The sequence below is a fragment of the Thermoactinomyces vulgaris genome (genome assembly GCF_003688725.1).
Classification (GTDB): Bacteria; Bacillota; Bacilli; order Thermoactinomycetales; family Thermoactinomycetaceae; genus Thermoactinomyces; species Thermoactinomyces vulgaris.
On record NZ_REFP01000008.1, the window covers coordinates 244946 to 268516 of the forward strand.

General features: G+C 48.8%; 23 protein-coding genes, 2 pseudogenes, 1 riboswitch and 2 other annotated features. Of the genes and pseudogenes, 21 read left to right on the plus strand and 4 right to left on the minus strand.

The genetic code is table 11. The features are described 5' to 3' along the window. Positions 1-102: 102 nt before the first annotated feature. The 3 genes from ATH33_RS05580 (at position 103) to ATH33_RS05590 (ending at position 2518) form a co-directional block, all read left to right on the plus strand. A complete protein-coding gene (locus ATH33_RS05580) occupies positions 103-1206 on the plus strand; it encodes a M24 family metallopeptidase (RefSeq protein ID WP_121874248.1) in 1104 nt (367 codons plus the stop codon). 134 nt (positions 1207-1340) lie between these two features. Continuing rightward, complete coding sequence (locus ATH33_RS05585) at positions 1341-1784, plus strand: SACOL1771 family peroxiredoxin (protein ID WP_037994607.1); 444 nt, start codon at positions 1341-1343, stop codon at positions 1782-1784. Between the two features lie 143 nt (positions 1785-1927). Continuing rightward, positions 1928-2518 carry a DedA family protein gene (locus ATH33_RS05590; RefSeq protein ID WP_037994606.1) on the plus strand — a complete coding sequence of 197 codons (591 nt, stop codon included), beginning with the start codon at positions 1928-1930 and terminating at the stop codon, positions 2516-2518. 122 nt (positions 2519-2640) lie between these two features. Here the strand turns inward: ATH33_RS05590 and ATH33_RS05595 are convergent. Further along, positions 2641-3513: pseudogene (locus ATH33_RS05595) on the minus strand (MFS transporter); the annotation flags it as partial. Positions 3514-3528: 15 nt separating this feature from the next. Continuing rightward, positions 3529-3879 carry a hypothetical protein gene (locus tag ATH33_RS05600; RefSeq protein ID WP_121874198.1) on the minus strand — a complete coding sequence of 117 codons (351 nt, stop codon included), beginning with the start codon at positions 3877-3879 and terminating at the stop codon, positions 3529-3531. A 170-nt stretch (positions 3880-4049) separates the two neighbouring features. Here ATH33_RS05600 and ATH33_RS05605 point away from each other — a divergent pair, with 170 nt between their 5' ends. The 18 genes and pseudogenes from ATH33_RS05605 (at position 4050) to ATH33_RS05690 (ending at position 21174) form a co-directional block, all read left to right on the plus strand. Then, entirely contained in the window at positions 4050-4238 is a 189-nt protein-coding gene (locus ATH33_RS05605; RefSeq protein ID WP_037994601.1) for a hypothetical protein, read from the plus strand. 75 nt (positions 4239-4313) lie between these two features. After that, positions 4314-4835, plus strand: a complete 522-nt coding sequence (locus ATH33_RS05610) for a YqeG family HAD IIIA-type phosphatase (RefSeq protein ID WP_037994600.1) — start codon at positions 4314-4316, stop codon at positions 4833-4835. 30 nt (positions 4836-4865) lie between these two features. After that, the gene (gene yqeH / locus ATH33_RS05615) at positions 4866-5972 is read left to right on the plus strand and encodes a ribosome biogenesis GTPase YqeH (RefSeq protein ID WP_037994599.1); all 1107 of its coding nucleotides are present in this window, start codon (positions 4866-4868) and stop codon (positions 5970-5972) included. 27 nt (positions 5973-5999) lie between these two features. Next, complete coding sequence (gene aroE, locus ATH33_RS05620; protein ID WP_037994597.1) at positions 6000-6845, plus strand: shikimate dehydrogenase; 846 nt, start codon at positions 6000-6002, stop codon at positions 6843-6845. Between the two features lie 15 nt (positions 6846-6860). Further along, positions 6861-7445, plus strand: a complete 585-nt coding sequence (locus ATH33_RS05625) for a nicotinate-nucleotide adenylyltransferase (RefSeq protein ID WP_037994596.1) — start codon at positions 6861-6863, stop codon at positions 7443-7445. Further along, positions 7435-8025, plus strand: a complete 591-nt coding sequence (gene yqeK, locus ATH33_RS05630; RefSeq protein ID WP_037994595.1) for a bis(5'-nucleosyl)-tetraphosphatase (symmetrical) YqeK — start codon at positions 7435-7437, stop codon at positions 8023-8025. Before ATH33_RS05625 ends, yqeK begins: the two co-directional genes overlap by 11 nt. Beyond that, positions 8022-8363, plus strand: a complete 342-nt coding sequence (gene rsfS / locus ATH33_RS05635) for a ribosome silencing factor (RefSeq protein WP_206759997.1) — start codon at positions 8022-8024, stop codon at positions 8361-8363. The genes yqeK and rsfS overlap by 4 nt, the downstream gene beginning before the upstream one ends. Before the next feature lie 106 nt (positions 8364-8469). Next, positions 8470-8703 (plus strand) — a binding site (T-box leader). A gap of 68 nt (positions 8704-8771) precedes the next feature. Continuing rightward, complete coding sequence (leuS, locus tag ATH33_RS05640) at positions 8772-11234, plus strand: leucine--tRNA ligase (RefSeq protein ID WP_037994590.1); 2463 nt, start codon at positions 8772-8774, stop codon at positions 11232-11234. A gap of 133 nt (positions 11235-11367) precedes the next feature. Beyond that, a complete protein-coding gene (locus tag ATH33_RS05645) occupies positions 11368-12000 on the plus strand; it encodes a helix-hairpin-helix domain-containing protein (protein ID WP_049720362.1) in 633 nt (210 codons plus the stop codon). A gap of 80 nt (positions 12001-12080) precedes the next feature. After that, a riboswitch (SAM riboswitch) is annotated at positions 12081-12195 on the plus strand. Positions 12196-12296: 101 nt separating this feature from the next. Then, positions 12297-13446 (plus strand): annotated as a pseudogene (locus tag ATH33_RS05650) (aminotransferase class I/II-fold pyridoxal phosphate-dependent enzyme). A gap of 16 nt (positions 13447-13462) precedes the next feature. Next, positions 13463-14623, plus strand: a complete 1161-nt coding sequence (locus ATH33_RS05655; protein ID WP_121874199.1) for an aminotransferase class I/II-fold pyridoxal phosphate-dependent enzyme — start codon at positions 13463-13465, stop codon at positions 14621-14623. 88 nt (positions 14624-14711) lie between these two features. Then, positions 14712-15269 carry a dCTP deaminase gene (dcd, locus tag ATH33_RS05660; protein ID WP_037994582.1) on the plus strand — a complete coding sequence of 186 codons (558 nt, stop codon included), beginning with the start codon at positions 14712-14714 and terminating at the stop codon, positions 15267-15269. 63 nt (positions 15270-15332) lie between these two features. After that, positions 15333-15632 carry a DUF6881 domain-containing protein gene (locus ATH33_RS05665; RefSeq protein WP_121874200.1) on the plus strand — a complete coding sequence of 100 codons (300 nt, stop codon included), beginning with the start codon at positions 15333-15335 and terminating at the stop codon, positions 15630-15632. A gap of 93 nt (positions 15633-15725) precedes the next feature. Further along, positions 15726-18149: a DNA internalization-related competence protein ComEC/Rec2 gene (locus tag ATH33_RS05670; RefSeq protein ID WP_147437067.1), complete on the plus strand. Its 2424-nt coding sequence runs from the start codon at positions 15726-15728 to the stop codon at positions 18147-18149. Between the two features lie 96 nt (positions 18150-18245). Beyond that, positions 18246-18803, plus strand: coding sequence for an RNA polymerase sigma factor (locus ATH33_RS05675; RefSeq protein WP_037994578.1), 558 nt, complete (start codon positions 18246-18248; stop codon positions 18801-18803). Then, entirely contained in the window at positions 18785-19474 is a 690-nt protein-coding gene (locus tag ATH33_RS05680; RefSeq protein WP_037994576.1) for an anti-sigma factor, read from the plus strand. Before ATH33_RS05675 ends, ATH33_RS05680 begins: the two co-directional genes overlap by 19 nt. 17 nt (positions 19475-19491) lie before the next feature. Beyond that, positions 19492-20517 (plus strand): DNA polymerase III subunit delta, encoded by a 1026-nt coding sequence (holA, locus tag ATH33_RS05685; protein WP_037994574.1) that lies wholly within the window; start codon positions 19492-19494, stop codon positions 20515-20517. An 87-nt stretch (positions 20518-20604) separates the two neighbouring features. After that, positions 20605-21174, plus strand: a complete 570-nt coding sequence (locus ATH33_RS05690) for a hypothetical protein (RefSeq protein WP_121874201.1) — start codon at positions 20605-20607, stop codon at positions 21172-21174. A gap of 43 nt (positions 21175-21217) precedes the next feature. On the opposite strand, the gene ATH33_RS05695 is transcribed toward ATH33_RS05690, so the two are convergent. After that, positions 21218-22507, minus strand: a complete 1290-nt coding sequence (locus ATH33_RS05695; RefSeq protein WP_082240625.1) for a phytoene desaturase family protein — start codon at positions 22505-22507, stop codon at positions 21218-21220. Between the two features lie 145 nt (positions 22508-22652). After that, positions 22653-23174 carry a CcdC family protein gene (locus ATH33_RS05700; RefSeq protein ID WP_049720358.1) on the minus strand — a complete coding sequence of 174 codons (522 nt, stop codon included), beginning with the start codon at positions 23172-23174 and terminating at the stop codon, positions 22653-22655. Positions 23175-23300: 126 nt separating this feature from the next. Further along, positions 23301-23521 (plus strand) — a binding site (T-box leader). Positions 23522-23571: the final 50 nt, after the last annotated feature.

Here is a 23571-nt window from a genome sequence, read left to right on the forward strand (position 1 = left end):
GATCGAAACCATTAATTTTTTGACAAATGACGGGCTTGACCGGTTAATTTGTTGGAAAAGGTTCGGTTGTGGTATGATTTGATTAAAAAAGAGGGAGAAAAAATGATCCAACAACAACGACTCGACCGGTTGACGGACTGGCTGAAAGCCGGAGGAATCGATGCGGCTTTTGTCCATTCGCCGGAGAATGTATATTATTTCACCAACTTTATGTGCCACCCCCATGAACGATTGTTGGGGTTATTTGTGTTTCCACAAGCGGAATCTTTTTTAGTTTGTCCGAAAATGGAAGAACAAGCCGCGAGGGAAGCCGGTTGGACCGGTCACGTGATCGGCTATGATGATGCGGAGGACCCGTGGGCATTGATCCGTGAGGAGTGGAGCCGCCGTTCTTTCAAAAACCGTCTAAATATCGCGATCGAAGAACATGTGGTTTCCTACGCAAGGTCCCAAGAACTTCAAACCCTGGCGGAAGAAGTCCGGTTTTGCTCCTTGGACGAAACGCTGAACCAATTGCGTTTGGTCAAAGATGAGCGGGAACGGCAGATTTTGAAGGAAGCGGCCCGCTTGGCGGATGAAGCGGTGCAAGTCGGGATTGAGCATTTAAAAGAGGGTTGTACGGAGATGGACATCGTGGCACAAATTGAACTTGCCATGAAGAAAAAAGGCGTCGCCGCCATGTCCTTTCCCACCATGGTGTTATTTGGCGAGAAAACCGCATTGCCGCACGGAAATCCGGGGCTGAACCGCCTGAAAATAGGGGATTTGGTATTGTTTGACCTGGGGGTCGTCTGGAACGGATATTGTTCGGACATCACCCGGACGGTGGCGTTTGGATCGGCCGGTTCCAAACAACGGGAAATTTATTTGCTTGTCCAGGAAGCGCAACAAGCCGCCATCGATGCGGCACGGCCCGGTGTGCGCATGGGTGATCTGGATCAAATCGCCAGGAAAAAGATTTCCGATGCCGGCTATGGGGCTTATTTCACGCACCGGTTGGGGCACGGGCTCGGAATCAGTGTTCATGAATATCCTTCCCTTCACGGGAAAAATGACCATCCTCTGAAAGAAGGAATGGTGTTTACCGTTGAACCGGGGGTTTATGTTCCCGGAGTCGGCGGGGTCCGGATTGAAGACGATGTTTATATTGCCAAAGACGGCGCGGAACTGTTGACTTCCTTCCCCAAAGACCTGATCTTTGTGTGAGACTTTCAAGGGTTGTTCACTGGTATTGGTTCCGATTCTTGTTAAAATGGATTTATTAACAAACGAAGGTGGAAGCTGAAAGTAACGAACCATTGATGCAGATGATTTCATATAAAAAAGACAGGTGATGAAAAATGGCACGACATCATTTTCATTTGAAGGCAAGCTGGGATGGAGGCAGAAACGGGCAAGGCACGATTGAAGCGGGAAACTTGAAACAGACGATTTCCATTCCAAAAGAGATGGACGGCCCCGGTGTCGGAACCAATCCGGATGAAATGTTGATCGGTGCGGCCGCCACGTGTTATCTCATCACGTTGGCGGCGATGATTGAAAGAGGAAACATGCCGGTTCGTGAATTGTCGCTGGAAACCGAAGGCATTGTCCATGTGGATAAAAAATTCACCTTTGAAGCGATCATTCATCGCCCGAAATTGATTTTGGAAGAAGGAACGACGGACGAAGAGCTGAAAAAAATCGAGCGGGCGGTGGAGTTGGCCGAGAAGAATTGCATGATTTCCAATGCGCTTCGGGGGAATGTACGGTTGGAAGTGGAAGCGGAGGTCGTCAAGCATTAGATAAGCCGGTTTCATTCATGTTTATTTCTTCTATTTGTAGTATGTTATAATGAAATCGAATTGTTGATAAGGTTCGGTTTTTTATTTCGAGAAAAAATCAGAGCGGCTGGCTTTGAAACATATAGTCAATGAGGAGTGGAGATATGCTGCAAACGGCATTGGACTTTCTGGAGAAATGTGGCGTATGGGGGCTTTTTGCAGCAACGGCGATTGAAGCTTCATCACTTCCGTTTCCCGGGGCGACTTTTGTTTTGATTTACGGGTATTTGATGGATGTGAGTACGTGGCAATTAGTGGCGATCAGTGCGCTGAACAGTCTGGTTTACGTCGTGTTCAGTTTGATTCCTTATTATATCGGGAAATATTTGGGAAATTTAACCCAGAAGAAATTTGATGAGAAAAAAGTGAAAAAAGCCCAGGAATGGTTCCAAAAGTACGGAGAGTGGAGCATCACCCTGTCACGTCCCACCGGATTTGGGAATTATATCTCTTATATATCCGGCATCAGCGATATTTCCATCTGGCGGTTCGGGCTTTTGAGTTATCTGGGTGTGTTCCCGTGGAATACGCTTTTGTTGTTTATCGGAAATTACGGGAGTTTGGAAACGGTTGAACATTTTCTTGCCATGACCCGAAAAGTCGGAGTGATGATCACCATTATCCTGGTGTTCGCTGCAGCCTTTATTTTGTGGTATTACTTAAAAAAAAACAAAGAACAGAAACAACACATCTGAAAAAGAATGCAGAAAATGAATGACGGATTCGGCGGTGACGATGACGGATGCACCCTGTCAGATGGAAAAAATTGAAAGGATTTGAGAATAAAAAGGAGCGGGAATATCCCGCTCCTTTTTCCTCAGGGCATCGATTGGGAACGGACCGGAATGGTTCGTGCCTCGAACTTTTTCAGCGGATAAGAGACAAAGGTGGCAACGGTGCTGGCGACTGCGGCGATGATATAAACCCATTGCACGGAAAAGTGGTCGGCAACCCAGCCCATCAAAAAGCAGGAAGTGCCGTATGCAACACAACATAACGCATATTGCGCCGAAAATACTTTCGGCATGGTGTCCAGCGTGGTGTGGAGTTGATACAGTGTCTTTTTGGCCACGCCTTTTGCCTGATAGGGAAAACTGAGCAAAAAGATGGTGATGAGCGAAATGACAGGGAACGTGACGAAACCGAAAATGAGTTTGAACAAGATGGAAGCAAAACCTGAAAATATTAATATTTTGTATAATCTTTTTTCAATGGAGTGGCTGTAACGAATCACCAACATTCCGCCGATCATCGTGCCCAAAAAGTAACTGCTGTTGATAAACCCCCACCAGGTATGCTGCTCGTGCAACACTTTGTCGACAAAAGTCAGGGTGATGGCGCCGATCCATACCGATGAAGCGGTGTAATCGAGAAAATCGATCGCTGCAAGCCTTTTCAGAACCGGATGATTGAATAACAGCAGCCAACCCTCTTTCATCGCTTTCCGGTGAGATGTTTTTTCAGGCGAAACCCTTTCTTTGTGATGGGGATCATGAATGAAAAACAAAGAAAGGGTGGAAATGAGAAAACAAACGGCAGTCAGCCAAAGCACCTGATGGGCCCCAAGCAATTCAACCAACAACCCTCCGGCTCCCCAGCCGACCAGCAAGACGGTTTGGTCCGAAGTGGATAAAAGGCCGTTGGCTTTCACCAGTTGCTCTTTGGTGACCAGACGCGGAACCAGTGAATTTCTTGCCGGGTTGGTCTATCCGTCAAAAAAAGCAAGGAGAATGATAAACAGCCAAATGACGAGCGTCAATGACGCGGAGTCCTTCCACCAATCGATGCTCAAGATCAAAAGTCCCAACAAAAGGGTCTGGCTCCCTTGGGAAGTGATGAGCAAAGGGAGCAGCCGGTAACGTTCCAGTAACAGAGGCGAGATGATGCCGCTGATAAACTTGGCGATGATGCGAATGACCGGGATGAAAGCTGATATCGCGGCAGATCCCGTCTTTCCGTAAATCAGGGTGACAATGGCCAGCATGTAAAATGAATCCGCCAAATTAGCCAAAGATTGTCCCAACCACAAAAATTTGAATGAGTATGAATAATTCATCGCCTGAACCTCATGGAATATATTTTTTGTAAAAAGATTTGCTATACAAATAAAATTATAACATTAGCAAGGGCGGTGTACCAGCGATTTATCCGATGATTTGGTTGAATGTGCTTGGGACTCGAAGTAAAATCGAAATGGAAAATCGCAAAAAAATTAGGAGGATCGGTATGCGTTCCAGATATGTGATTGAACGGGTCGGTGAACTTTTGGAGGATAAAGGGTATAATGTGATAGATCAAGATGCGGATGAAGTGATTGCATGGTTTCAATATTTATCCGATGCCGATTTGTTCCTAGCCGTTTTGGAGGAACAAGAGAAAATCGGGAAAGAGCAAGAAGCGAATTTGGACCGGTGAGGAGTTTTTGAAAACAGTTTTATGCCTGTGATATATTATTTGCCGATAAGCTTTGAATGGACGGTGTAGCCTTTGTTGAAACAAATGATACCTGATTTGTATGTTCAATCGATCTATGAGATTGATTTTGCCGCACTGAAAAAGCGCAATATCAAGGCAGTCATTGTGGATTTGGATAACACCTTGGTGGAATCGACACGCCCCGATGCCACCCCGGAGTTGGTGGAGTGGCTGAAAGAAGTGCAACAAATGGGATTAAAAGTGATGATCGTATCCAATAATACCAAAACCCGGGTTTCCCAATTTGCTGATCCGCTTGGAATCCCTTATATTCATGCGGCCAAAAAACCGTTTTCTGCTGCGTTTCGCCGCGCGCTCAAAGAGTTGGGGGTTTCCAAACAGGAAACGGTTGTGATCGGGGATCAGTTGTTGACGGATGTGCTGGGCGGAAACCGGATGGGCTTTTTCACCATCTTGGTGGTGCCGGTTTCCGAAGTCGACGGGTTTTTCACGCGAATAAACCGGAGGGTCGAACGGTTTGTCTTTCATTTGTTGGAAAAGAAGGGGTTGATTCCCTGGGATATTCATAAAAGTTGAAAAGAAACGGACAAGAAAGGAGTCAGATGATTGGATTCAGAAACGAAACATTGTGAAGGATGCGGAATTGCCCTGCAAACCGAAGATCCGGATCAAGCGGGATATATCCCTGAACAAGCGTTGACGCGGGAAGTGGTTTTGTGCAAACGTTGTTTCCGGATTCGCCATTACGGGGAAATGGCCAAAGTGGAACAAGATCCGGATGCGTATCTTCATCGCCTGGACGAAATTGCCCGCAGTGAGGGCTTTGTGGTATGGGTGGTGGATCTGTTTGATTTCGCCGGAAGTTGGATTCCGGGATTGGCTCGCCGGATCGGAAATCTTCCGGTTTTGATTGCGGCCAATAAAGTGGATTTATTCCCGCCCAGCGTGAAACGGGAACGGCTTAGGGGATGGATTTTTCAGTCGGCAAAAAAGTTGGGGATTCGTCCGGTGGATGTGGTGTTGATCAGTGCAGAAGTTGGGATTGGCATCCGGCAGGTGATGGAAGCGATTGAATTTTACAGAGATCACCGGGATGTCTACATGATCGGAACGACCAACGTGGGAAAATCGACCCTGATCAATCAAATTCTGAAAAAAGCCAAGCTCACGGAAAAAGAGATCATCACCACTTCTCCTTACCCGGGAACGACTTTGGACGCCATCCGGATCCCGTTGGAAGACAGGAAATTTTTGGTCGACACACCGGGGATTGTCCGGGAGGACCGGGTGAGCGAATGGGTGGAGCCCGGGGAATTGAAATCGGTGATTCCCCACAAAACGATCAAGCCGCGGGTGTATCAGTTGAATGATCAACAAACGTTGTTTTTCGGAGGATTGGTCCGCTTTGACTTTGTCCGGGGAAACAGACAGTCGTTTGTTTGTTATTTATCCAATCAGTTATACATTCACCGGACGAAATTGGAAAAAGCGGATGAAGTGTGGGACAAACACCGCGGAAAATTGTTGTCCCCGCCCAAACGTCCGGACAATTTGCCGCCTTTGAAAAAGCACGTGATCCATTTAAAAGGGGAGAAGAAGACGGACATTGTCATTCCCGGCTTGGGATGGGTGGCGTGTGGTAAGAATGCGGTGTGGGTTGAAGTTTATGCTCCGGAGGGGACCGGAGTGAGCACCCGTCCGTCCATTATATAAATAAAGAAAAAAGAGGGGGGAGCCCAAGTGGACAGTCAAACAGGACTTCTGGCGCTGATCGGGGATCCGGTCGGCCACTCCAAGTCACCGGAGATGATGAACCGGGCGTTAGAGAGCCATGGATTGCCTTATGTATACCTGGCTTTTCAAGTGGCACCGGAACGGTTGAAGGAAGCGGTGGATGGATTTCGGGCCCTCGGGGTGAAAGGATGGAATGTGACCATCCCTCACAAAGTGGCGATCATGAAACATTTGGACGCGATCGATGAATCGGCCCGGGCGATCGGCGCGGTCAACACCGTCGTGTGTGAAGAAGGAAAATGGGTGGGATATAATACCGACGGGCCCGGTTATTTAAGGTCGCTGAAAGAAGAGTGGGATCTTCCCTTTTCCGGGCTGAAAGCCGTGATATTGGGAGCCGGCGGGGCCGCCCGGGCGGTCGGGTATGCTTTGGCAACCGCAGGTGTTCCTGAAATTTCCATCGCAAACCGGACGGTGGAAAAAGCAGAAGCCCTGGCAAACCACTTGTCTTCGTTTACCCAAACCCGGGCTGTTTCTTTAAAAGAAGGAAAAGATGTGATTGAAAAAGCCGATTTGGTGATCAATACCACATCGGTGGGCATGCACCCCGACCGGGATGCAACACCGGTACCGGCAGAATGGTTCCACGAAGGCCAATATGTGAGCGATTTGATTTATCATCCGCGGGAGACCGCGCTGTTAAAAGGGGCCAAACAACAGGGAGCCAAGGTGCATGAAGGATTGGGCATGCTGGTTTATCAGGCGGCGATCGCCTTTGAAAAATGGACGGGCGTCCCCGCACCCGTTTCCTTGATGAAGCAAGCATTGGCCAATTCCTTAAAAGATGATTAAAGGATGAATGATGGTATGAAGGTAGGGATTTTTGGAGGCACTTTTGATCCCATCCATTTCGGGCACTTGTTGCTCGCCGAACAAGCACGGGAAGCAGCATCCCTCCATGAGATTTGGTTTATCCCTGCGGGCGAGCCCCCGCACAAGCAAGGAAAACCGGTCACCCCGGCCATGGAGCGAAAAAAAATGGTGGAGCTGGCAATCGAGGGGCATCCGCAATTTAAAGTCAATCCGATCGAGTTGATGCGCTCCGGCCCCTCCTATACGGTGGACACGATCATGGAGCTGAAAAAACAAAATCCTCATGTTGAGTTTTTTCTGCTAGTGGGGGCGGACATGGTGAAAAATTTACCAAAATGGTATAAAATAAAGGAAATCATACAAAATGTTCAAGTGATCGGTCTTGGACGCCCCGGGTTTGATCACGATGCGTTGCCGGAATATATTGAAGAACGTTTGATGTGGATTCCGGACGCCGTGGAAACCAATATTTCCTCAAGCATCATACGCGAGCGCCTCATGCTGAACCGGTCGGTTCGTTATCTTGTCCCCGATTCCGTATACAAATATATAAAGGAGCAAGGGTTGTATGGATCTTGAGTATTTAAAGCAAGCTACAAAGAAAGAGTTGCCTCAAAAAAGATGGGAGCATACCCTTCGTGTTGCAGAAACGGCCGTTCAACTGGCCAGGCGGGAGGGAGTGGATCCGCACAAAACGGAAGTGGCTGCCATTTTGCATGATTTTTGCAAGTTTTGGCCCGGGGAAGTACTGACCGAGTGGATTTTACAAGAAAACGAGCGGCAGGACTTGCTCCTGTACAACAAAGAATTGTGGCATGGCCCCGTTGGCGCGGCCGTGGCCCGGAAACGGTTCGGGATTGAGGATGAGACGGTCTTGAATGCGATCCGGTACCATACCTCCGGCCGCCCTGACATGTCGAAAATGGAAAAGATCATTTTTCTGGCCGATTATATTGAGCCGGGCCGACAATTTCCCGGGGTGGAGGAAGTCCGGAGGATTGCGGAAAAAAGCCTGAATCTGGCCGTGCTTCAATCATTGGACAACACCATTGTCTTTTTGATCGAAAAAGGCCGGAAGGTTTATCCGCTTACACTCGATGCACGCAATCACATGCTGGATCAGATTGCCCAAAAGGATTCAAGGGAGGAATCTGTTTGAAAGTCGTGGAAATCGCTCAGTTAGCAGCCACCGCTGCCGAGGAGAAAAAAGCACAAGATGTCACGGTTCTGGATATTCGCGGATTATCCGTCTTTGCGGATTATTTTGTGATCTGTCACGGAAATTCGCAAACACAAGTTCAAGCAATCGCCACCGCAATCAAAGAAAAATTATTGGAAAACAACGTGGAACTCAAAGGGATGGAAGGTTATCAGGATGCCCGTTGGGTTCTGATGGATCTCGGTGATGTGGTTGTCCATGTTTTCCACAAAGATGATCGTGAATTTTACGGCTTGGAGCGCTTGTGGGGCGACGCCAGGCAGGTCCATGTCCAATAGGTCGGGTTTGTATGAAAAACAGGCGGTCCGTCCGCGTTGAAATTGGAGAAAAATGTTGACACGGATCTGTTTGTTTTCATATAATCTTAAAAAACAACTTTTGAATGCGACAGCGATGATGAGGAGTAGTAATTTGCCCTCTCCCGGCTCAGAGAATTGACGGATGGTGCGAGTCAATCCGGGAAGCAAATGAACTCGCCTCATTGCTCCAAAGAGGAACGCGGTCACGTCAGTACTTTTTGGCGGTTCATCCCCGTTACCGGATCCATGAGGGAGTGTTTTTTGAAACACTAATTAGGGTGGTACCGCGGGAATTTGGAAACAACCTCTCGTCCCTAGCCGAAGATGCTGGGGGTGGGAGGTTTTTTAATTGATCGCATGAAATCAGATTGATGGAGGTTTACAGGCATGAAGGAGTACTCTCCAAGGGAAATTGAAGCCAAATGGCAAGAACATTGGAGAAAAACAGAGCTTTATCAAACGGGTGAGGATACAAACAAACCGAAATATTATGTGCTGGAACAGTTCCCTTATCCTTCCGGGGAAGGGTTGCACATGGGACACACACGGGTCTATTCGATTGGCGATGTGGTGGCACGGTTCAGGCGGATGAACGGTTATAACGTGTTGCACCCAATGGGGGCGGATGCCTTCGGATTGCCGGCTGAAAACGCAGCGATCCAGCGTGGCGTGAATCCGCGGGAATGGACACTGAACAACATGGAACGCATTCGCCGCGAACAATCGCTTTTGGGTGCTTCTTACGATTGGGACCGTTATGTGGGAACTTGTCTCCCGGATTATTACAAGTTCAACCAATGGTTGTTTTTGCTTTTCTATGAGCGTGGACTGGCTTACCGGAAAAAAGCGATGGTCAACTGGTGCCCGTCCTGCGGTACGGTTTTGGCCAATGAACAAGTGGAAGAAGGAAAATGCTGGCGCTGTGATTCGGAAGTGATCAAAAAAGAGCTGGAACAATGGTTTTTCAAGATTACCGATTATGCAGACCGTTTGCTGGAGGGACTGGACCGTTTGCCGAAATGGCCGGAACGGGTCAAAGCCATGCAACGCAACTGGATAGGCCGCAGCGAAGGGGCGCACGTCACGTTTACGGTGCCGGAGCTGTCCGATGAAAAAATCACGGTCTTCACCACCCGTCCGGATACGTTGTACGGTGTCAGTTACTTGGTGTTGGCTCCGGAGCATCCGCTGGTTCCCCGGCTGATCAAAGGAAAAGAAAACGAAGCCGGGATTCTTGAGTTTATCAACCAAACCCAAAAACAATCCGAAATTGAACGGACCAGCAACGATGCCGAAAAAGTGGGCCATCCGACAGGAGCGTATGCCCAACATCCATTGACGGGAGAGGCCATCCCGATCTGGGTGGGCAACTATGTGTTGATGGATTACGGAACGGGCGCTGTCATGGGGGTACCGGCTCATGACGAGCGGGATTTCGCGTTTGCGTCCAAATACCAATTGCCGGTGAAACCGGTCATCCGTCCGGAAAATGAGAGACTCAGCGAACCGTTGCGTGAAGCATACACCGGAGACGGCGTGTTGGTTTCTTCGGGCCAATTTGACGGCATGAAAAACCGGGAAGCCATCCATGCGATTGCGAAGTTCCTGGAAGAACGGGGACAAGGGAAATGGACGGTGAATTACCGGTTGCGGGATTGGTTGATTTCGCGGCAACGCTACTGGGGAACGCCAATCCCGGTGGTTTACTGCGATGATTGCCATATCGTGCCGGTTCCCAAGGATCAATTACCGGTTCTGCTGCCGGAAGATGTTGTTTTTGACGGGAAAAACAATCCGCTTGCCACTTCGGAAAGTTTTGTGCACACCACTTGCCCGAAGTGCGGAAAACCGGCCCGCCGCGAGACGGACACGATGGACACCTTTGTGGACTCTTCGTGGTATTTCTTGCGGTATACTGATCCGCATAATGAAGAAATCCCGTTTGCAAAAGAGAAAGCAGACCGCTTTATGCCGGTTGACGAATATATCGGCGGCATCGAGCATGCGGTGTTGCACCTGCTTTATTCCCGGTTCTTTACCAAAGTGTTTTATGATGCCGGCATGGTTTCGTTCGATGAGCCGTTTGAAAGCTTGTTGACACAGGGAATGGTGTTGAAAGACGGGCTTAAAATGTCCAAATCCAAAGGAAATGTGGTCAGTCCTTTGGAAATTGTGGAGAAATACGGTGCGGATACCGCCCGCCTCTTCATCCTGTTTGCGGCGCCCCCTGACCGCGATCTGGATTGGAGTGAATCCGGTGTGGAAGGGGTTCACCGTTTCTTGAACCGGGTATGGCGTCTGGTCGTACAGAACGAAGAGCTGTTCAAGCAACCGGTCCCGTCTGGTGCGAAAGCGGATGGCAAAACCAAAGAGTTGCGCCGTCTCTTGCATCAAACCATCAAAAAAGTGACCATTGAAATCGGGGAAAGAAACCACTTCAATACCGCGGTGAGCGCGATTATGGAGCTGGTCAACGGATTGTACCAACATGCGGGCGAAACGGATCCCGCCTTGTACAAAGAAGCGTTGGAGACGCTCGTGGTCTTGCTCGCTCCGTTTGTGCCCCATATATCGGAAGAATTGTGGTCCGTGATGGGGAAAGAAGGAAGTGTCCACCAGACAGCGTGGCCGTCTTATGATGAATCGGCGCTGGTCTTGGATGAAGTGGAATTGGCTGTTCAGATCAACGGGAAAGTGCGGGATAAAATCGTGGTGCCAACCCAGGCTTCCCGGGAAGAGATTGAAAAACAAGCGCTCGACAATGAACGGATTAAACATTGGACGGAAGGAAAAACGGTGCGTAAAGTGATCGTTGTGCCCGGAAAATTGGTGAATATTGTGGTGAAATAGATGACCACAGAAAAAACGGTTCGCCCATTTTGGCGGACCGTTTTTTATTTGCTTTGGAAGAAGGTTTTTTTGTGGAATCATGGAATAATTTGTAAAAGCATGTCCTTTGGCGAAAACGGAAAGGGGAAGGCCGATGGTGCAATGGGAGTGGGATTTTACTTCCCGGGAAAAGAAATGGATGATCTTGTCGGGCGGTTTGGCATTGGCGTTGATCGTTTGCCTTGTTTTTATCTGGCAACAGGATGAAAACCCAAATGAATCAGCGTCTCCGCTAACTCCTTATCAGCCTGTGGAAGCGGACGCACCCGATTCGCCGGACACGGCTGAAGAAAAAAATCCATGGGTGATGATCGATGTGAAAGGAGCCGTCAAAAAACCGGGGATTTACCGTCTGGATCCGGAGTCCAGAGTGCATGACGCCATATTGAAAGCAGGCGGTGCCCGGTCCGATGCTGATTTGGACCAAGTCAATCTGGCCGAACGCCTGACAGACGGAAAAGTGGTTTACATTCCCAAAAAAGGAGAAACGCAGCAAGGGATGGCATGGATGAATCCGTCCGCAGACGGAACGGGCGGAAAAATTAACATCAATTCGGCGACGGCTGAAGAACTGCAACAATTAAACGGTGTGGGAGCCAAAAAAGCGCAAGCGATTGTGAGCTATCGTGAGGAAAACGGGCCCTTTCAAAGCATTGAAGAGATCTCCAACGTCCCCGGAATCGGAGAAAAAACACTGGAGCAGTTTCGTGAGCAAATCACTTTGTAGCTCCTTGACTTTTTATTTTGTGAATCGGTATAATGTTCATATCACTTACGGCAACAACTTCATATGGATCAGGAACGATTCTCTTATCCAGAGTGGCGGAGGGACTGGCCCGATGAAGCCCGGCAACCTCGGTGCAGATCAGTGTACCGGATGGTGCCAATTCCTGCAGAAACCCCGGTTTCTGAAAGATAAGAGAAGAAGCTTGAATTTGCGTGCGATTGTGTTCAGCATAAAAGCCTCTTCTCTTATGGGAAGAGGCTTTTTTCATGATTGTCAACATCAAGGGAGGGGCAGCCATGAGATTGGAAACCAGGTTGGCGCAGATCGGCAATAAAAAAGAAAGGACCACCGGCGCTGTCAGTTTTCCGGTCTATTTTTCAACCGCCTATGAGCATATCTCCGGAAAAAGTACAGGCTATGATTATTCGAGAACCGCCAATCCCACCCGTGAGGTGGTGGAAGCCAGCATCGCCGAATTGGAAGAAGGAGATGAAGGATATGCCTGTAGTTCCGGCATGGCTGCGATTCACACCGTGATGGGATTGTTTGAAAAAGGCGACCATTTCATAGTGTCGCTGGATTTATACGGCGGAACGTACCGGTTGTTTGAACAAGTTTTGTCACAATACGGGTTGACGTTTTCTTATGTGGATTTACGCAATCCGGAAGAAATCGCGGAAGCGCTCCAGCCGAACACCAAAGGCCTTTTTATCGAATCCCCCACCAATCCGCTCATGCAGGTGGTCGATATCCGGTCGTTGTGCCGATGGGCCCGGCAAAAAAATTTGTGTGTCATTGTGGACAATACGTTTATGACTCCCTTTTTCCAAAAGCCGCTGACGTTAGGAGCCGACATTGTGATTCACAGTGCCACGAAATACTTGGGCGGGCATAATGATGTGCTGGCCGGATTGATTGTGGCCAAAGGAGAAGAATGGACCGAACGCCTGCGGTTTGTCCACAATTCCATCGGGGCGGTGTTGGGCCCTTTGGATGCCTGGTTGTTGATGCGGGGAATGAAAACAATTGGCGCTCCGGATGCAAAAACACCAGGAAAATGCACACAAGCTGGCCAAATTTTTGGCCGCACATCCCCAAGTGGAACAGGTTTTTCATCCGGCCTTCGATCCGGCCGGGCGAAAAATCCTGGATGAACAGGCGGAGGGATACGGAGGCATGATTTCATTCCATGTGAAAGATCCGGATCAAATCCCCTTTATCCTTAATCATTTGAAGATTATTACTTTTGCGGAGAGTTTGGGCGGAGTGGAAAGCCTGATGACTTATCCGGTCACCCAAACGCATGCCGATATTCCCGAAGAGGTGCGGAAAAAGGCAGGCGTGACCGACCGGTTGCTTCGTTTGTCGGTGGGGATCGAACATGCTGACGATTTGATGGATGATTTGGTTCAAGCTTTCCGACAAGCCGCTTCAAAGACGAAATAAAGAGAGGAGATAGATGATGAACTTTGAAACGCAACTGCTTCATAACGGAAATGAAGTCGATCCTGTAACCGGGGCAGTGGGGATTCCTCTTTATCAGTCATCCACCTTTCATCAAAATGTGGACCGGCCCGGGGAATTTGATTACACCCGTTCGGGAAATCCCACAAGAAAAGCGCTGGAGGACACCATTGCCAACTTGGAAGGCGGTGAACGGGGATTTGCCTTTTCCTCCGGGATGGCTGCCATCTCCACGGTGCTGTTGCTCTTCTCGCGCGGGGATCATCTGATTGTTTCCCGGGATGTTTACGGGGGAACGTTTCGTGTCCTGACACAAGTTTTCCGGCGGCTGGGCATTGAAACGACGTTTGTCGATACCACCCGGACCGGGGAAGTCGAACAAGCCATCCGGCCCCAAACCAAAGCGATCTATGTGGAAACCCCGTCCAATCCCCTGCTTAAGGTGAGCGATTTAAAAGAAATTATCTGGTTGGCAAAAAAACACCGATGTTTGACCATTGTGGACAACACCTTTTTAACGCCTTATTACCAACAGCCGCTGAAGTTGGGAGCCGATATCGTCATTCACAGTGCGACGAAATTTATCAGCGGACACAGTGATGTGCTGGCCGGGTTGGTGGTGGCCAAAGACAAAGAGATGGCGGAACGGCTGGAACTGTTGCAAAATGCGTTTGGTGCCGTATTGGGCGTCCATGATTCCTGGTTGGTGTTAAGGGGTCTGAAGACATTGAAAGTGCGGTTGGAACAATCCACGCAAAGCGCGGAAAAAATCGCGTTGTGGCTGAATCAGCATCCATTGGTGGAAAAAGTTTATTATCCCGGCCTCCCGTCAAATGAATGGCATGATTTGCAATGCCGGCAGGCGACTGGGCACGGAGCGGTTCTCTCTTTTGATGTGGGCAGCAAAGAAAAAGCCCGGCAAGTGTTGAAACGGGTCCAACTGCCGGTCGTTGCCGTCAGCCTCGGAGCGGTTGAAAGCATCTTGTCCTATCCCGCGGTGATGTCGCATGCTTCCATGCCGCCGGAAGCAAGGCAAAAGCGCGGCATCACCGACGGTTTGTTGCGGCTTTCGGTCGGATTGGAAAATGCGGAGGACCTGATTGGCGATTTGGCCGCTGCCCTTCAAGAAGAAACGGTTGTTTCTTTTTCTGGAAAATAATACGTCTTTTTCGGGAGACGTTTTTCTTTCAGCCGTCATCATGTAAAATGAGAAAGGAAAATTGATGTTAGAAGGGGTACGTAAAACGATGGCGATCAAATCAGACAAATGGATTCGGAAAATGGCAGAGCAATACAAAATGATTGAACCATTTATTGACCGGAATGTCGGGAAAGGAGAAGCGGTCAGTTACGGATTGAGCAGTTACGGATATGACCTCCGGGTCGCTGATGAGTATAAGATCTTTCACAATGCCTTAAACCCGGTGATTGATCCCAAAGCAATCGATTCGGATTCTTTTCTGGATTATAAAGGGGATGTGTGCATTATTCCGCCCAATTCATTTGCTTTGGCCCGGTCCGTGGAATATTTCCGCATTCCGGAGAACGTGCTGGCGATTTGTGTGGGTAAATCGACCTATGCCCGTTGCGGGATCATCACCAATGTGACCCCGCTTGAACCGGGATGGGAAGGATATGTGACCTTGGAGATTTCCAACACCACGCCTCTGCCGGCCAAAATTTACTCCAATGAAGGGCTTTGCCAGATTCTTTTCTTGGAAAGTGATGAGGACTGCGAAGTTTCCTACCGGACGAAAAAAGGAAAATATCAGTTCCAATCCGGTATTACATTGCCGAAAGTATAGCCATGCATAGAAAACGTGCGGGAAATCCGCGCGTTTTTTGCTGAAGGAGGCTGAAGGTTCAACATGAGCCGGAGAACTTACATCATGGTAGATCATGTTCATTGCCACGACGACATGCCCGTGAGAATCTGTTCCGAACTGGACGAAAACCGGTACGAACTGCGAAAAGTGGAAGTGTTCCGGGACGGAAGCATTGGATATGCTTATGATGATATCGAGGCAGGTCCGACCGGATTGGGAAAGTTGCCGGTTCCGCCGCTGGAGGAGATCGCGCAAGACCCGTATGAAATCTTTTTTCCGAAGGAAATCACCCAAGAAGAGTTTGAACAAATTTGGAAGGAGATAGTGGAGGGCGCACGGTGAATCCGTGCGTTTTTTGGAGTGAAGATAGGCGGCCAAAAGGAAATCGTCGGAAAATGTCGAAAGGAATGGAAACGGAAGAAAGGAAGATGGGCATTGCAGCGTCCTTTTGTGGTTGCAGGAATTGCCTGGGGAGCCGGGATTTTGTTGGCGGACCGGATGGGGAACCATGCGGCTTTGTTCCTCGGACTGGCCGTTTCTTTCTTGCTTTCGGGCGTCTGCTATGATTACCTCTTTCGCAAGGGGCGGCCGGTTTGGATTTTTTTGTCGGCGCTGTTTTTGGCCGCTGCGCATTTTTCCTGGGTGGACGGGCAGAATCGGAGCCAAATCCCGTCAACGGTGGAAGGGGAAGAAATGACCGTCGCCGGAACCATCATTTCTTCGCCCGTCGTGGACGGGGATGTGCTCCGCTTTGACCTGAAACTGGACCGCTTGCAACAAAAGGATCGTGTGATCAACGGAAACCGGGAAAAAATCCGGGTTTTCCTTTCACTCCAATCAAAAGAAGAAGCGGAAAAGGCTGGACAATTGCGTCGTTATTCCCGGATTCGGCTTCCGGTCCGGATGGAAAAACCATCTCAACGTTCCAACCCGGGGGGAATGGACTACCGGGCTTATTTATTTCGGCAAAAAATTCATTGGACGGGAAAAGGAAAGGGTTTGCATTCTTTGGTGATGTTAAAAGAAGCCCCGCCACATCCGGTGGGATGGGTGGATGCATGGCGGAAGAAGTTGGCCGGACAATTGGAAAAACTGTATGACGAGCCGGTGTCCGGTTATTTGCGCGGCTTGCTGCTGGGGGAGCGCTTGGAAGTGGATCCGGACTGGGAACGGCAATACACCCGGTTGGGCTTGGTTCATTTGTTGTCGATTTCCGGATTGCATGTTACGGTTCTGACCGGGATCGTATATTATATTTTAAAATGGATCGGCCTGACCAGAGAAAAGGCGGCATGGGTTGTCCTCGGATTGCTGCCGGTCTATGCGGTTCTCACCGGTCTCGGAGCCCCGGTGGCCCGTGCGGCGGTCATGGCGGGGTTGACGATGGTTGCCTTGATTTTCCGCAAGCCGGGGGACAGTTTGTCCTTTTGGGGGATTGCTCTTTTGCTTCTGTTGGTGTGGGATCCCTATCAATTGTTTGAAGCCGGATTTCAGCTCAGTTTTTTGTTGACGGCCGGATTGATTGTCTGGACGGAACCGGTGTCCGGACAGCTCACATGGCTCCCCTCACCGCTTCGTTATCCGGTCGCAGGGAATCTGGTCGCGGAATGGCTGTCTTTTCCATTGGTGATTGATCACTTTCATGAATACTCTTTCATGTCTTTGCCCGCTAATCTGCTGTTTGCTCCCATCGTCAGTTTTGTCGTGCTTCCGGTCTCTTTGCTCCTTTTGGGGTTGAGCTGGATCTGGGAGTCCGGGAGCATGGGGGCGGCCAATGTGATGGAAACGGGGATCCGGATGATGCAGGGAGGGATGGAGTGGCTGAGTACATGGAAGGCATTTTGTCCGGCTTTTCCATCTCCTCCAGAGTGGTGGATCCTCCTTTACTATCTCTCTTCGGCGATGGCGCTTTGGTCATGGCTTCGGCGCGGAAAACCGGTTTTTCTTGCGGCAAGCGTGGCGGCACTCAGCCTGCTGTTGTGGGCGGAGCCGGGAAAAGAAGACGTTTTGGCACGCCTTGCTTTTCTGGATGTGGGCCAAGGGGATGCCACGGTCATTGAGACGGCAAACGGTCAAACCGTTTTGGTGGATGGAGGCGGCCATGTACGTTACGATAATCATGAAGCATGGCGAAGGCGAAAGCATCCGTTTCGGGTTGGCGAGGATGTGATTGTGCCTTACTTAAAATCACAAGGAATCCAAAAAATCGATTGGTTGATCCTGACACACGGCGACCAGGATCATATCAATGGATTATTGGATGTGATCCGGCGGTTTCCGGTGCAAAAAGTGGTGCGTAATGCCCGTTTGCCTGCAAATGAGGAGGAACGGCAACTCATGACGGAGCTCCACAGACAAAAAGTTCCGGTCTATGTGTCCCCTGTGGGCCGCACGTTGGAAATTGAAAGGGGAACGGGGTTTGCGTTTTTGCACCCGGATCCGGTCCGGCATGGAGGCAAAGGGGAAGCAACCAACGAAGATTCGGTGGTCTGTTTGTTTTCCGTTCACGGCATCAACGTTTTGTTTCCCGGAGACATCGGCACGGAGACAGAAAAAAGGTTGCTTCAACGCTGGCGTTGGCCGGCAGTGGATATTTTAAAAGTCGCCCATCACGGCAGTGGCTCTTCCACCCATGAAACCTGGCTGGACGTGCTCAAGCCCAAGCATGCGGTGATTTCGGCCGGACGTTACAACACCTATGGACATCCTGCCCCGGAAGTGATTTCGCGGTTGGAGAAAAGAGGCATTTCCATTTGGCGGACCGATCAACAAGGAGCTGTGATCTTTGAGATCGGGAAGAAGGGAATGACCGTCAGTTCCGTCAGGGATGCAACCCGGAAGATGTTCCATTTAAAATGAATCCGTTTTTTCTTTATACTACTTTTGTATACATAAATCTCCTGTTTGCAACTAACATGTGGGAAAATAGGTCAATAAATATGGGGGGTTATTTTTTTGCTTGACTCGGAATTGATTCAGCGGGCACAGGCAGGGGAGCGAAAAGCACTGGTTGAGATTTTGCGACAGTTGGAAACGCCGCTCTATCGCACTGCTTACTACATCATGGGGAATGAACAGGATGCGCTGGATGCAACCCAGGAAGCATTGCTGAAAGTGTATCGGTATTTGCCTTCGTATAAAGGGGATGCCATGATTTACACGTGGGCGCAACGCATTGTCACTAATGTGTGTATGGATATGTTTCGCAAACGGAAGAAGGTGGTGTTCATGGAGGAGGATTTTGTTCAGGAAGATTACCATGCAGGCAAAGAGATAGAAAAGGGCGCCATCATCTCCGATTTAAAGCAAGCGATCCGGCGTCTTCCGATGCCCCAGCAAACAGCGATTATTCTACGGTATGTCCAGGACTATAATTACAAGGAAATTTCAGAAGCCATGAATTTGCCGTTAAATACGGTGAAATCTCATTTGTTCCGGGGACGGAAACAATTGCAAAAGTGGTTGTCCGAATATCAGGAAGGAGGGGATTACCTGTGGCGGATGAAAAAATAAACGAATGGGTGCAACGTGATCTGGATGATGATTTGTCAGAAGCGGAAAAAAAGATGCTAAACAAACATCTGGCAGAATCAGTGAAAGATCGCGAGAACGCTGAGAAGCTGATGGAGGTTTCGCGTCAGCTGTCCCTTCTTCCCAAAGTGGATCCACCCCGCGATATTGTGGGCGATGTCTTGGCTCAAATCGATCAAGAGGAGGCTTCCCGTCTGAAGAGAGAAGCTTCCGTCCGGCGCCGGTTTGGATGGCCGCTGGCGGCAAAGGCATTGGCGGCAGTGGTGGTGATCGGTTTCATTGGCTTTTATGCGTGGATGAATTTTCAACCGGCGGAGAAAGAAAACGGAACCTTCATGGGAGATTCCACCCCGAAGGAAGAAGTGAATGTCCTGATGGAGAAAACGGATGGTCCGGCACCGGACGGGGAATCCGGTGCACAAGTTTGGTCGCCGGATGAAACCTATCAGGCGGAATGGAGACAAGGAACGCTGGTTGTCACCAAAGCGGACGGGACCATTCAATTTGAGCGTTCTTTTGCGGGAACGGGTGCGCGTTTGCAAAAAATCGAGTGGTTGACCGATCAAACCCTGAAAATGACCATTCAGGAAGACCAAAAAGCTCCTCAATCGATCACCATTGATGTGGAGAAAAAGGAAGAAGTTCATCATTAGGGCAAGAGGTGGAACAAGTGGATCATTCCCGTTTGGAAGAATTGAAAAGAAAAGGGCCGCATCCGGTATATTTGCTTTACGGAACCGAGTCTTTTTTGATCGAGGAAACGGTTCGGTGGATGAAAACCAATTGGATGCCTGCCGATGATCCGTTTGGCAACATGATCGCTTTTGATCTGGAGGAAACGCCGGTTCAAATGGTGGTCCAAGAGGCGGAAACACTCCCTTTTTTTGGTGACCGGCGGTTTATTGTCGGGCATCATGCCCATTTCCTCACAAGCGAAAAAAAGGCTGCGGGGATTCAGCATGATGCGGATGCCTTGCTGAAGTACCTGGAAGATCCTCTTCCATCCAGCATTCTTGTGCTGACGGTTTATTCCGAGCAACTGGACAAGCGAAAAAAAGTGGTAAAGGCCTTGCAGAAAAAAGCCTTTACCCTTTCGTTTCCCCCTCTGAAAGGGAAGGAATTGACGGATTGGGTAAAAGGGCGGTTTGCAGCACATCAAGTTGCCATCGATCCTTCCGCATTGAAAGAGTTGGTTCTTTTGGTCGGAGAGAACTTGCAATTGTTGAATCAAGAATGTATGAAGCTGGTCACTTACGCGGGAAGGGGAGGAACGGTGACGCGGCAAACGGTGTCAGAGCTTGTCCCGCGGACACTGGAGCATAATATATTTAAACTGACGGAAAAGATGGCCGAGCGGAAAATTGATCAGGCGCTCATGGTTTGGCAGGATTTGTTGTTTCAAAAAGAAGAGCCGATCCGGATTCTTGCCTTGATGATCCGGCAAATCCGGTTGATGTTGCAAGTCAAAGCCCTGGCAAAGAAAGGGATGCCCGAAAAAGAGATGGCGGGTTTCTTGAAAGTCCACCCTTATCCGGTGAAACTGGCCTTGAAAAACGGTGCCAAATTTACAGAGGACCAACTGCGGCAATTTTTGATTTCCGCCATCGCCACCGACCAAGATATCAAATCCGGAAAAGCGGATAAGGAACTGGCGGTTGAACGGTTACTGTTCGCCATTCATCATTCCTTTGCTTGAAGAAGATGTGCCGATCCTGTTTCCTTCATCAACACAGCAATGCTAAGATACTAAAGAGAAGGGAAGCTGTGGAAGGAGTTGATCAAAATGGATCCGGCAAAACGGAATGAACTGCGTAAAAAGCAGCGGATTTATACCAATGTGCTCATTCTCGTCTATCTGGGGATTCTTGCTTTGCTGTCTCTGGCACAACTGTCATCGCTTGTGATCTACACGCTTTTGGGCATTTTGTGTTTTCTTGTTGCACTCAGCAGCTTTTGGCTGAAAACCTTTCACCCGACCTTGCTGCTTTTTCCGGGGATGAAAGAATTGATCCGGTACGAGAAAGAAAAGCTGGGTGAAACTTGGAAGAAATATCATCTGTCATCGGTGATTTTGGCCGTTGTGTTGGGGATCTTTTTCTTGGGGCAGGCTCGGTTTCGCCAGGATTTGTACTTTTTGGAAGGGATCCCGGTTTGGTATATCGCGGTTTTCATCGTGGGAGTGTTTCTGATCGGGAATTTGAGTTTGATTGCCCATGCCCGCCGCTTTGACCGGTTGTCGGCGGAACAAATCCGTGTACATGCGTCAGAGCGGAGTTTGTTTACCGTTATTTTTGCTTGTGTTGTATTAGGCATGACGTTGTTGGGATCCGTTTTTATCCTGCTCATTTCTTGAACCGGGTGAAAAAGGCCGGCGATGAAGGCGCCGGCCTTTTTGTTTATGATGCGGTGGTTTTATTCATGATCCGGTTGGTGACTTCATAGGCCGAGGAGAAGGAAAGTTCGGAGAGTTGGCCTTCACCCTGGCACCAGTCTCCGGCGAAATACACATTATCCAAACTGTACAGTTTCACCGGCAGCAGTTTTTGGTCATGAATACATTTAATTTCCTGAACAACCGCTTTTTTCGAAATTCGTTTGGCGACGAGTTGATCCCGCCAGCCGGGGAAGTGTTTATCGTAAACGGATTCAATGTCCGCCACTTTCTCGTTGGCCTTGTTGGCAGCCGCTTCTTCATCATTGAGATAAGCGATGGCTTGCATCAACTGACCGCCTTCCGGGATGCAGGTCGTATCATAGTAGGAAATGTCTGTGATAAACACTTTCTTTTCTTTTTGATATACATAGGTATACGGGCTGGGGATCCGTTCTTTCAATCCCACATCATAGACGACCACTTGGGTGGGCGAGTAGTTGCGATAAATTTCGAATGTCGATTCATACGGGGTGTCGGCAAAAAGCTGGTGTAACTCTTTCGGCGGAATGCACAAAATGAACTCATCGGCTGTGTAAGTGGTTTCTTTCCCGATGATTTTGGAAATTCGGTTGCCGTCCAGTTCGATGCCGCTGACTTTTTCTTTGGTGATGATTTTTCCCCCGTGATCTTCAATGATTTTGGAGAAGGATTCCACAATCGCCTGCCAGCCTCCCCCGATGTAACTGACGGCACGTTGTGTGGAGAATAAGCGTTTGTAATATTGGAAAAACAGCGGGGAAGGAATTTTTTCAGGCTCATTGGTAAAGAAGTTGGATGATGCAATGGTCAACAGCAAATCCCTGACTTTTGGGGGCTCTTTCTCCAAATATTGCCCGATGGGAATGCCTTCTTCCCCTTTTTCGATGGAAGCCATGGTTTTGAACACTTCATAGGCGAAACGCCATTTGTTTTGGGAATCCAAAATTTTTGTGCGGTAAAGCCCTTCCAATGTGGCAGGCATTAAGGTTGTATAAGACCCCAGATCGTAATAAGCTTTGGATGGGGAAAAATTTTTCCAGTCCACTTCCAATCCGATTTCGCTTTCATAACGCCGCAAAACGGATTTGTCCCGGGCATAAATGGCATGGGCGCCAAAGTTAAAGTTAAACCCTTTCAAAGGGATGGTGATGGCGCGTCCGCCCAGTTTCGGTGCTTTTTCCAGCAAAGTCACATCATATCCATTGTAAGCGAGTCGGGCTGCTGCGCTTAAACCGGCCAAACCTCCACCCGCTACAATCACTTTTTTAGACACAAGACACACTCCCTTGAGATCGTTTGCAATTTTTATAAAGAAATATCGATCTACTTGTAATATTGTAGCAAGTTTAATCACAAGAGGATAGTTTTTTTAGATATTCGAAAATTTCAATCGAATGAAACAAAAAAATCTCCCGCGATCAGGGAGATTTTTGGGGCATGGGTTTTCGGGATGCATCTTTTTCTGTGGACAAAAGTTTTTTATATTGGATATACATGGCGATCCGCCAGGGCAGCAGCATGCCGAAAGCCAGAATAAAAAACAAACTGGCCGTTTGGTAATAGCTGATGAAATGTTCGATGTATGTGTGCAGTGACATGCGGATGACAAACAAGATCAACAGAATGTAAATGAACGCCCGGGAACGTTTCAGGTAAACTTGTCCGTCGATGATTTCATATTTGGACGTTTGAATCAAAGGAATGGACAAAAAAAGAGCCCCGACCAAGAAAGATGCGATGGCCCAAGACCAAGGGATATGCACAGGCGGGTACAGGAACATTAAAAAACCTGTGCTCATTCCAAGCGGTGGAATGAGTATTTTTTTGGCGTTGGTCGGTTTGTCAGCCGCTTTGATTCGAACGAAAATCACGGTCAGTGCCATGATGAAGGCAAAAATGGGTGCAATGACTTTGACATTCACGGGGATAGAATGCATCATGCCCGTCCCTCCTTGTATGATAAAAAAACTAGCACAATTTAAGAAGCTTGTAAATAATATATACTTGACTTTTCCGGATCGTTCTAGGAAAATATTCTTCAATCGTCAGGTACAAATGGATAAGGACAGAAAGTGTTGAAAAAGAGGAGTAGCACAGGGGAACTGTTCAGAGAGTTGGCGGGTGGTGCAAGCCAATCAGGGACCTGTGTGAATGGACTTTGGAGCTTTTTTTCCGAACGGGGCATGAGTCCTCAGTAGGGAAAAACGGGAAGACCGTTATCTGTTGAGTGCACCTTGATTTCTCAGGTGAACGAGGGTGGTATCGCGGGCAAAAACCCGTCCCTTTTGGGGGGCGGGTTTTTTATATGAATATTTTTTGCATGGCAAAGGAGTGATT

What these genes read in the sequence shown, in the direction of transcription:
- ATH33_RS05605 (WP_037994601.1), top strand. Translation starts at nt 4,050, where the DNA reads ATGCGTTCCAGATATGTGATTGAACGGGTCGGTGAACTTTTGGAGGAT.
- ATH33_RS05700 (WP_049720358.1), bottom strand. Translation starts at nt 23,174, where the DNA reads ATGATGCATTCTATCCCCGTGAATGTCAAAGTCATTGCACCCATTTTT.
- ATH33_RS05625 (WP_037994596.1), top strand. Translation starts at nt 6,861, where the DNA reads ATGAAGGTAGGGATTTTTGGAGGCACTTTTGATCCCATCCATTTCGGG.
- dcd (WP_037994582.1), top strand. Translation starts at nt 14,712, where the DNA reads ATGGCGATCAAATCAGACAAATGGATTCGGAAAATGGCAGAGCAATAC.
- ATH33_RS05690 (WP_121874201.1), top strand. Translation starts at nt 20,605, where the DNA reads ATGGATCCGGCAAAACGGAATGAACTGCGTAAAAAGCAGCGGATTTAT.
- ATH33_RS05655 (WP_121874199.1), top strand. Translation starts at nt 13,463, where the DNA reads ATGAACTTTGAAACGCAACTGCTTCATAACGGAAATGAAGTCGATCCT.
- yqeK (WP_037994595.1), top strand. Translation starts at nt 7,435, where the DNA reads ATGGATCTTGAGTATTTAAAGCAAGCTACAAAGAAAGAGTTGCCTCAA.
- ATH33_RS05645 (WP_049720362.1), top strand. Translation starts at nt 11,368, where the DNA reads ATGGTGCAATGGGAGTGGGATTTTACTTCCCGGGAAAAGAAATGGATG.
- ATH33_RS05665 (WP_121874200.1), top strand. Translation starts at nt 15,333, where the DNA reads ATGAGCCGGAGAACTTACATCATGGTAGATCATGTTCATTGCCACGAC.
- ATH33_RS05600 (WP_121874198.1), bottom strand. Translation starts at nt 3,879, where the DNA reads ATGAATTATTCATACTCATTCAAATTTTTGTGGTTGGGACAATCTTTG.
- ATH33_RS05590 (WP_037994606.1), top strand. Translation starts at nt 1,928, where the DNA reads ATGCTGCAAACGGCATTGGACTTTCTGGAGAAATGTGGCGTATGGGGG.
- ATH33_RS05580 (WP_121874248.1), top strand. Translation starts at nt 103, where the DNA reads ATGATCCAACAACAACGACTCGACCGGTTGACGGACTGGCTGAAAGCC.
- ATH33_RS05585 (WP_037994607.1), top strand. Translation starts at nt 1,341, where the DNA reads ATGGCACGACATCATTTTCATTTGAAGGCAAGCTGGGATGGAGGCAGA.
- leuS (WP_037994590.1), top strand. Translation starts at nt 8,772, where the DNA reads ATGAAGGAGTACTCTCCAAGGGAAATTGAAGCCAAATGGCAAGAACAT.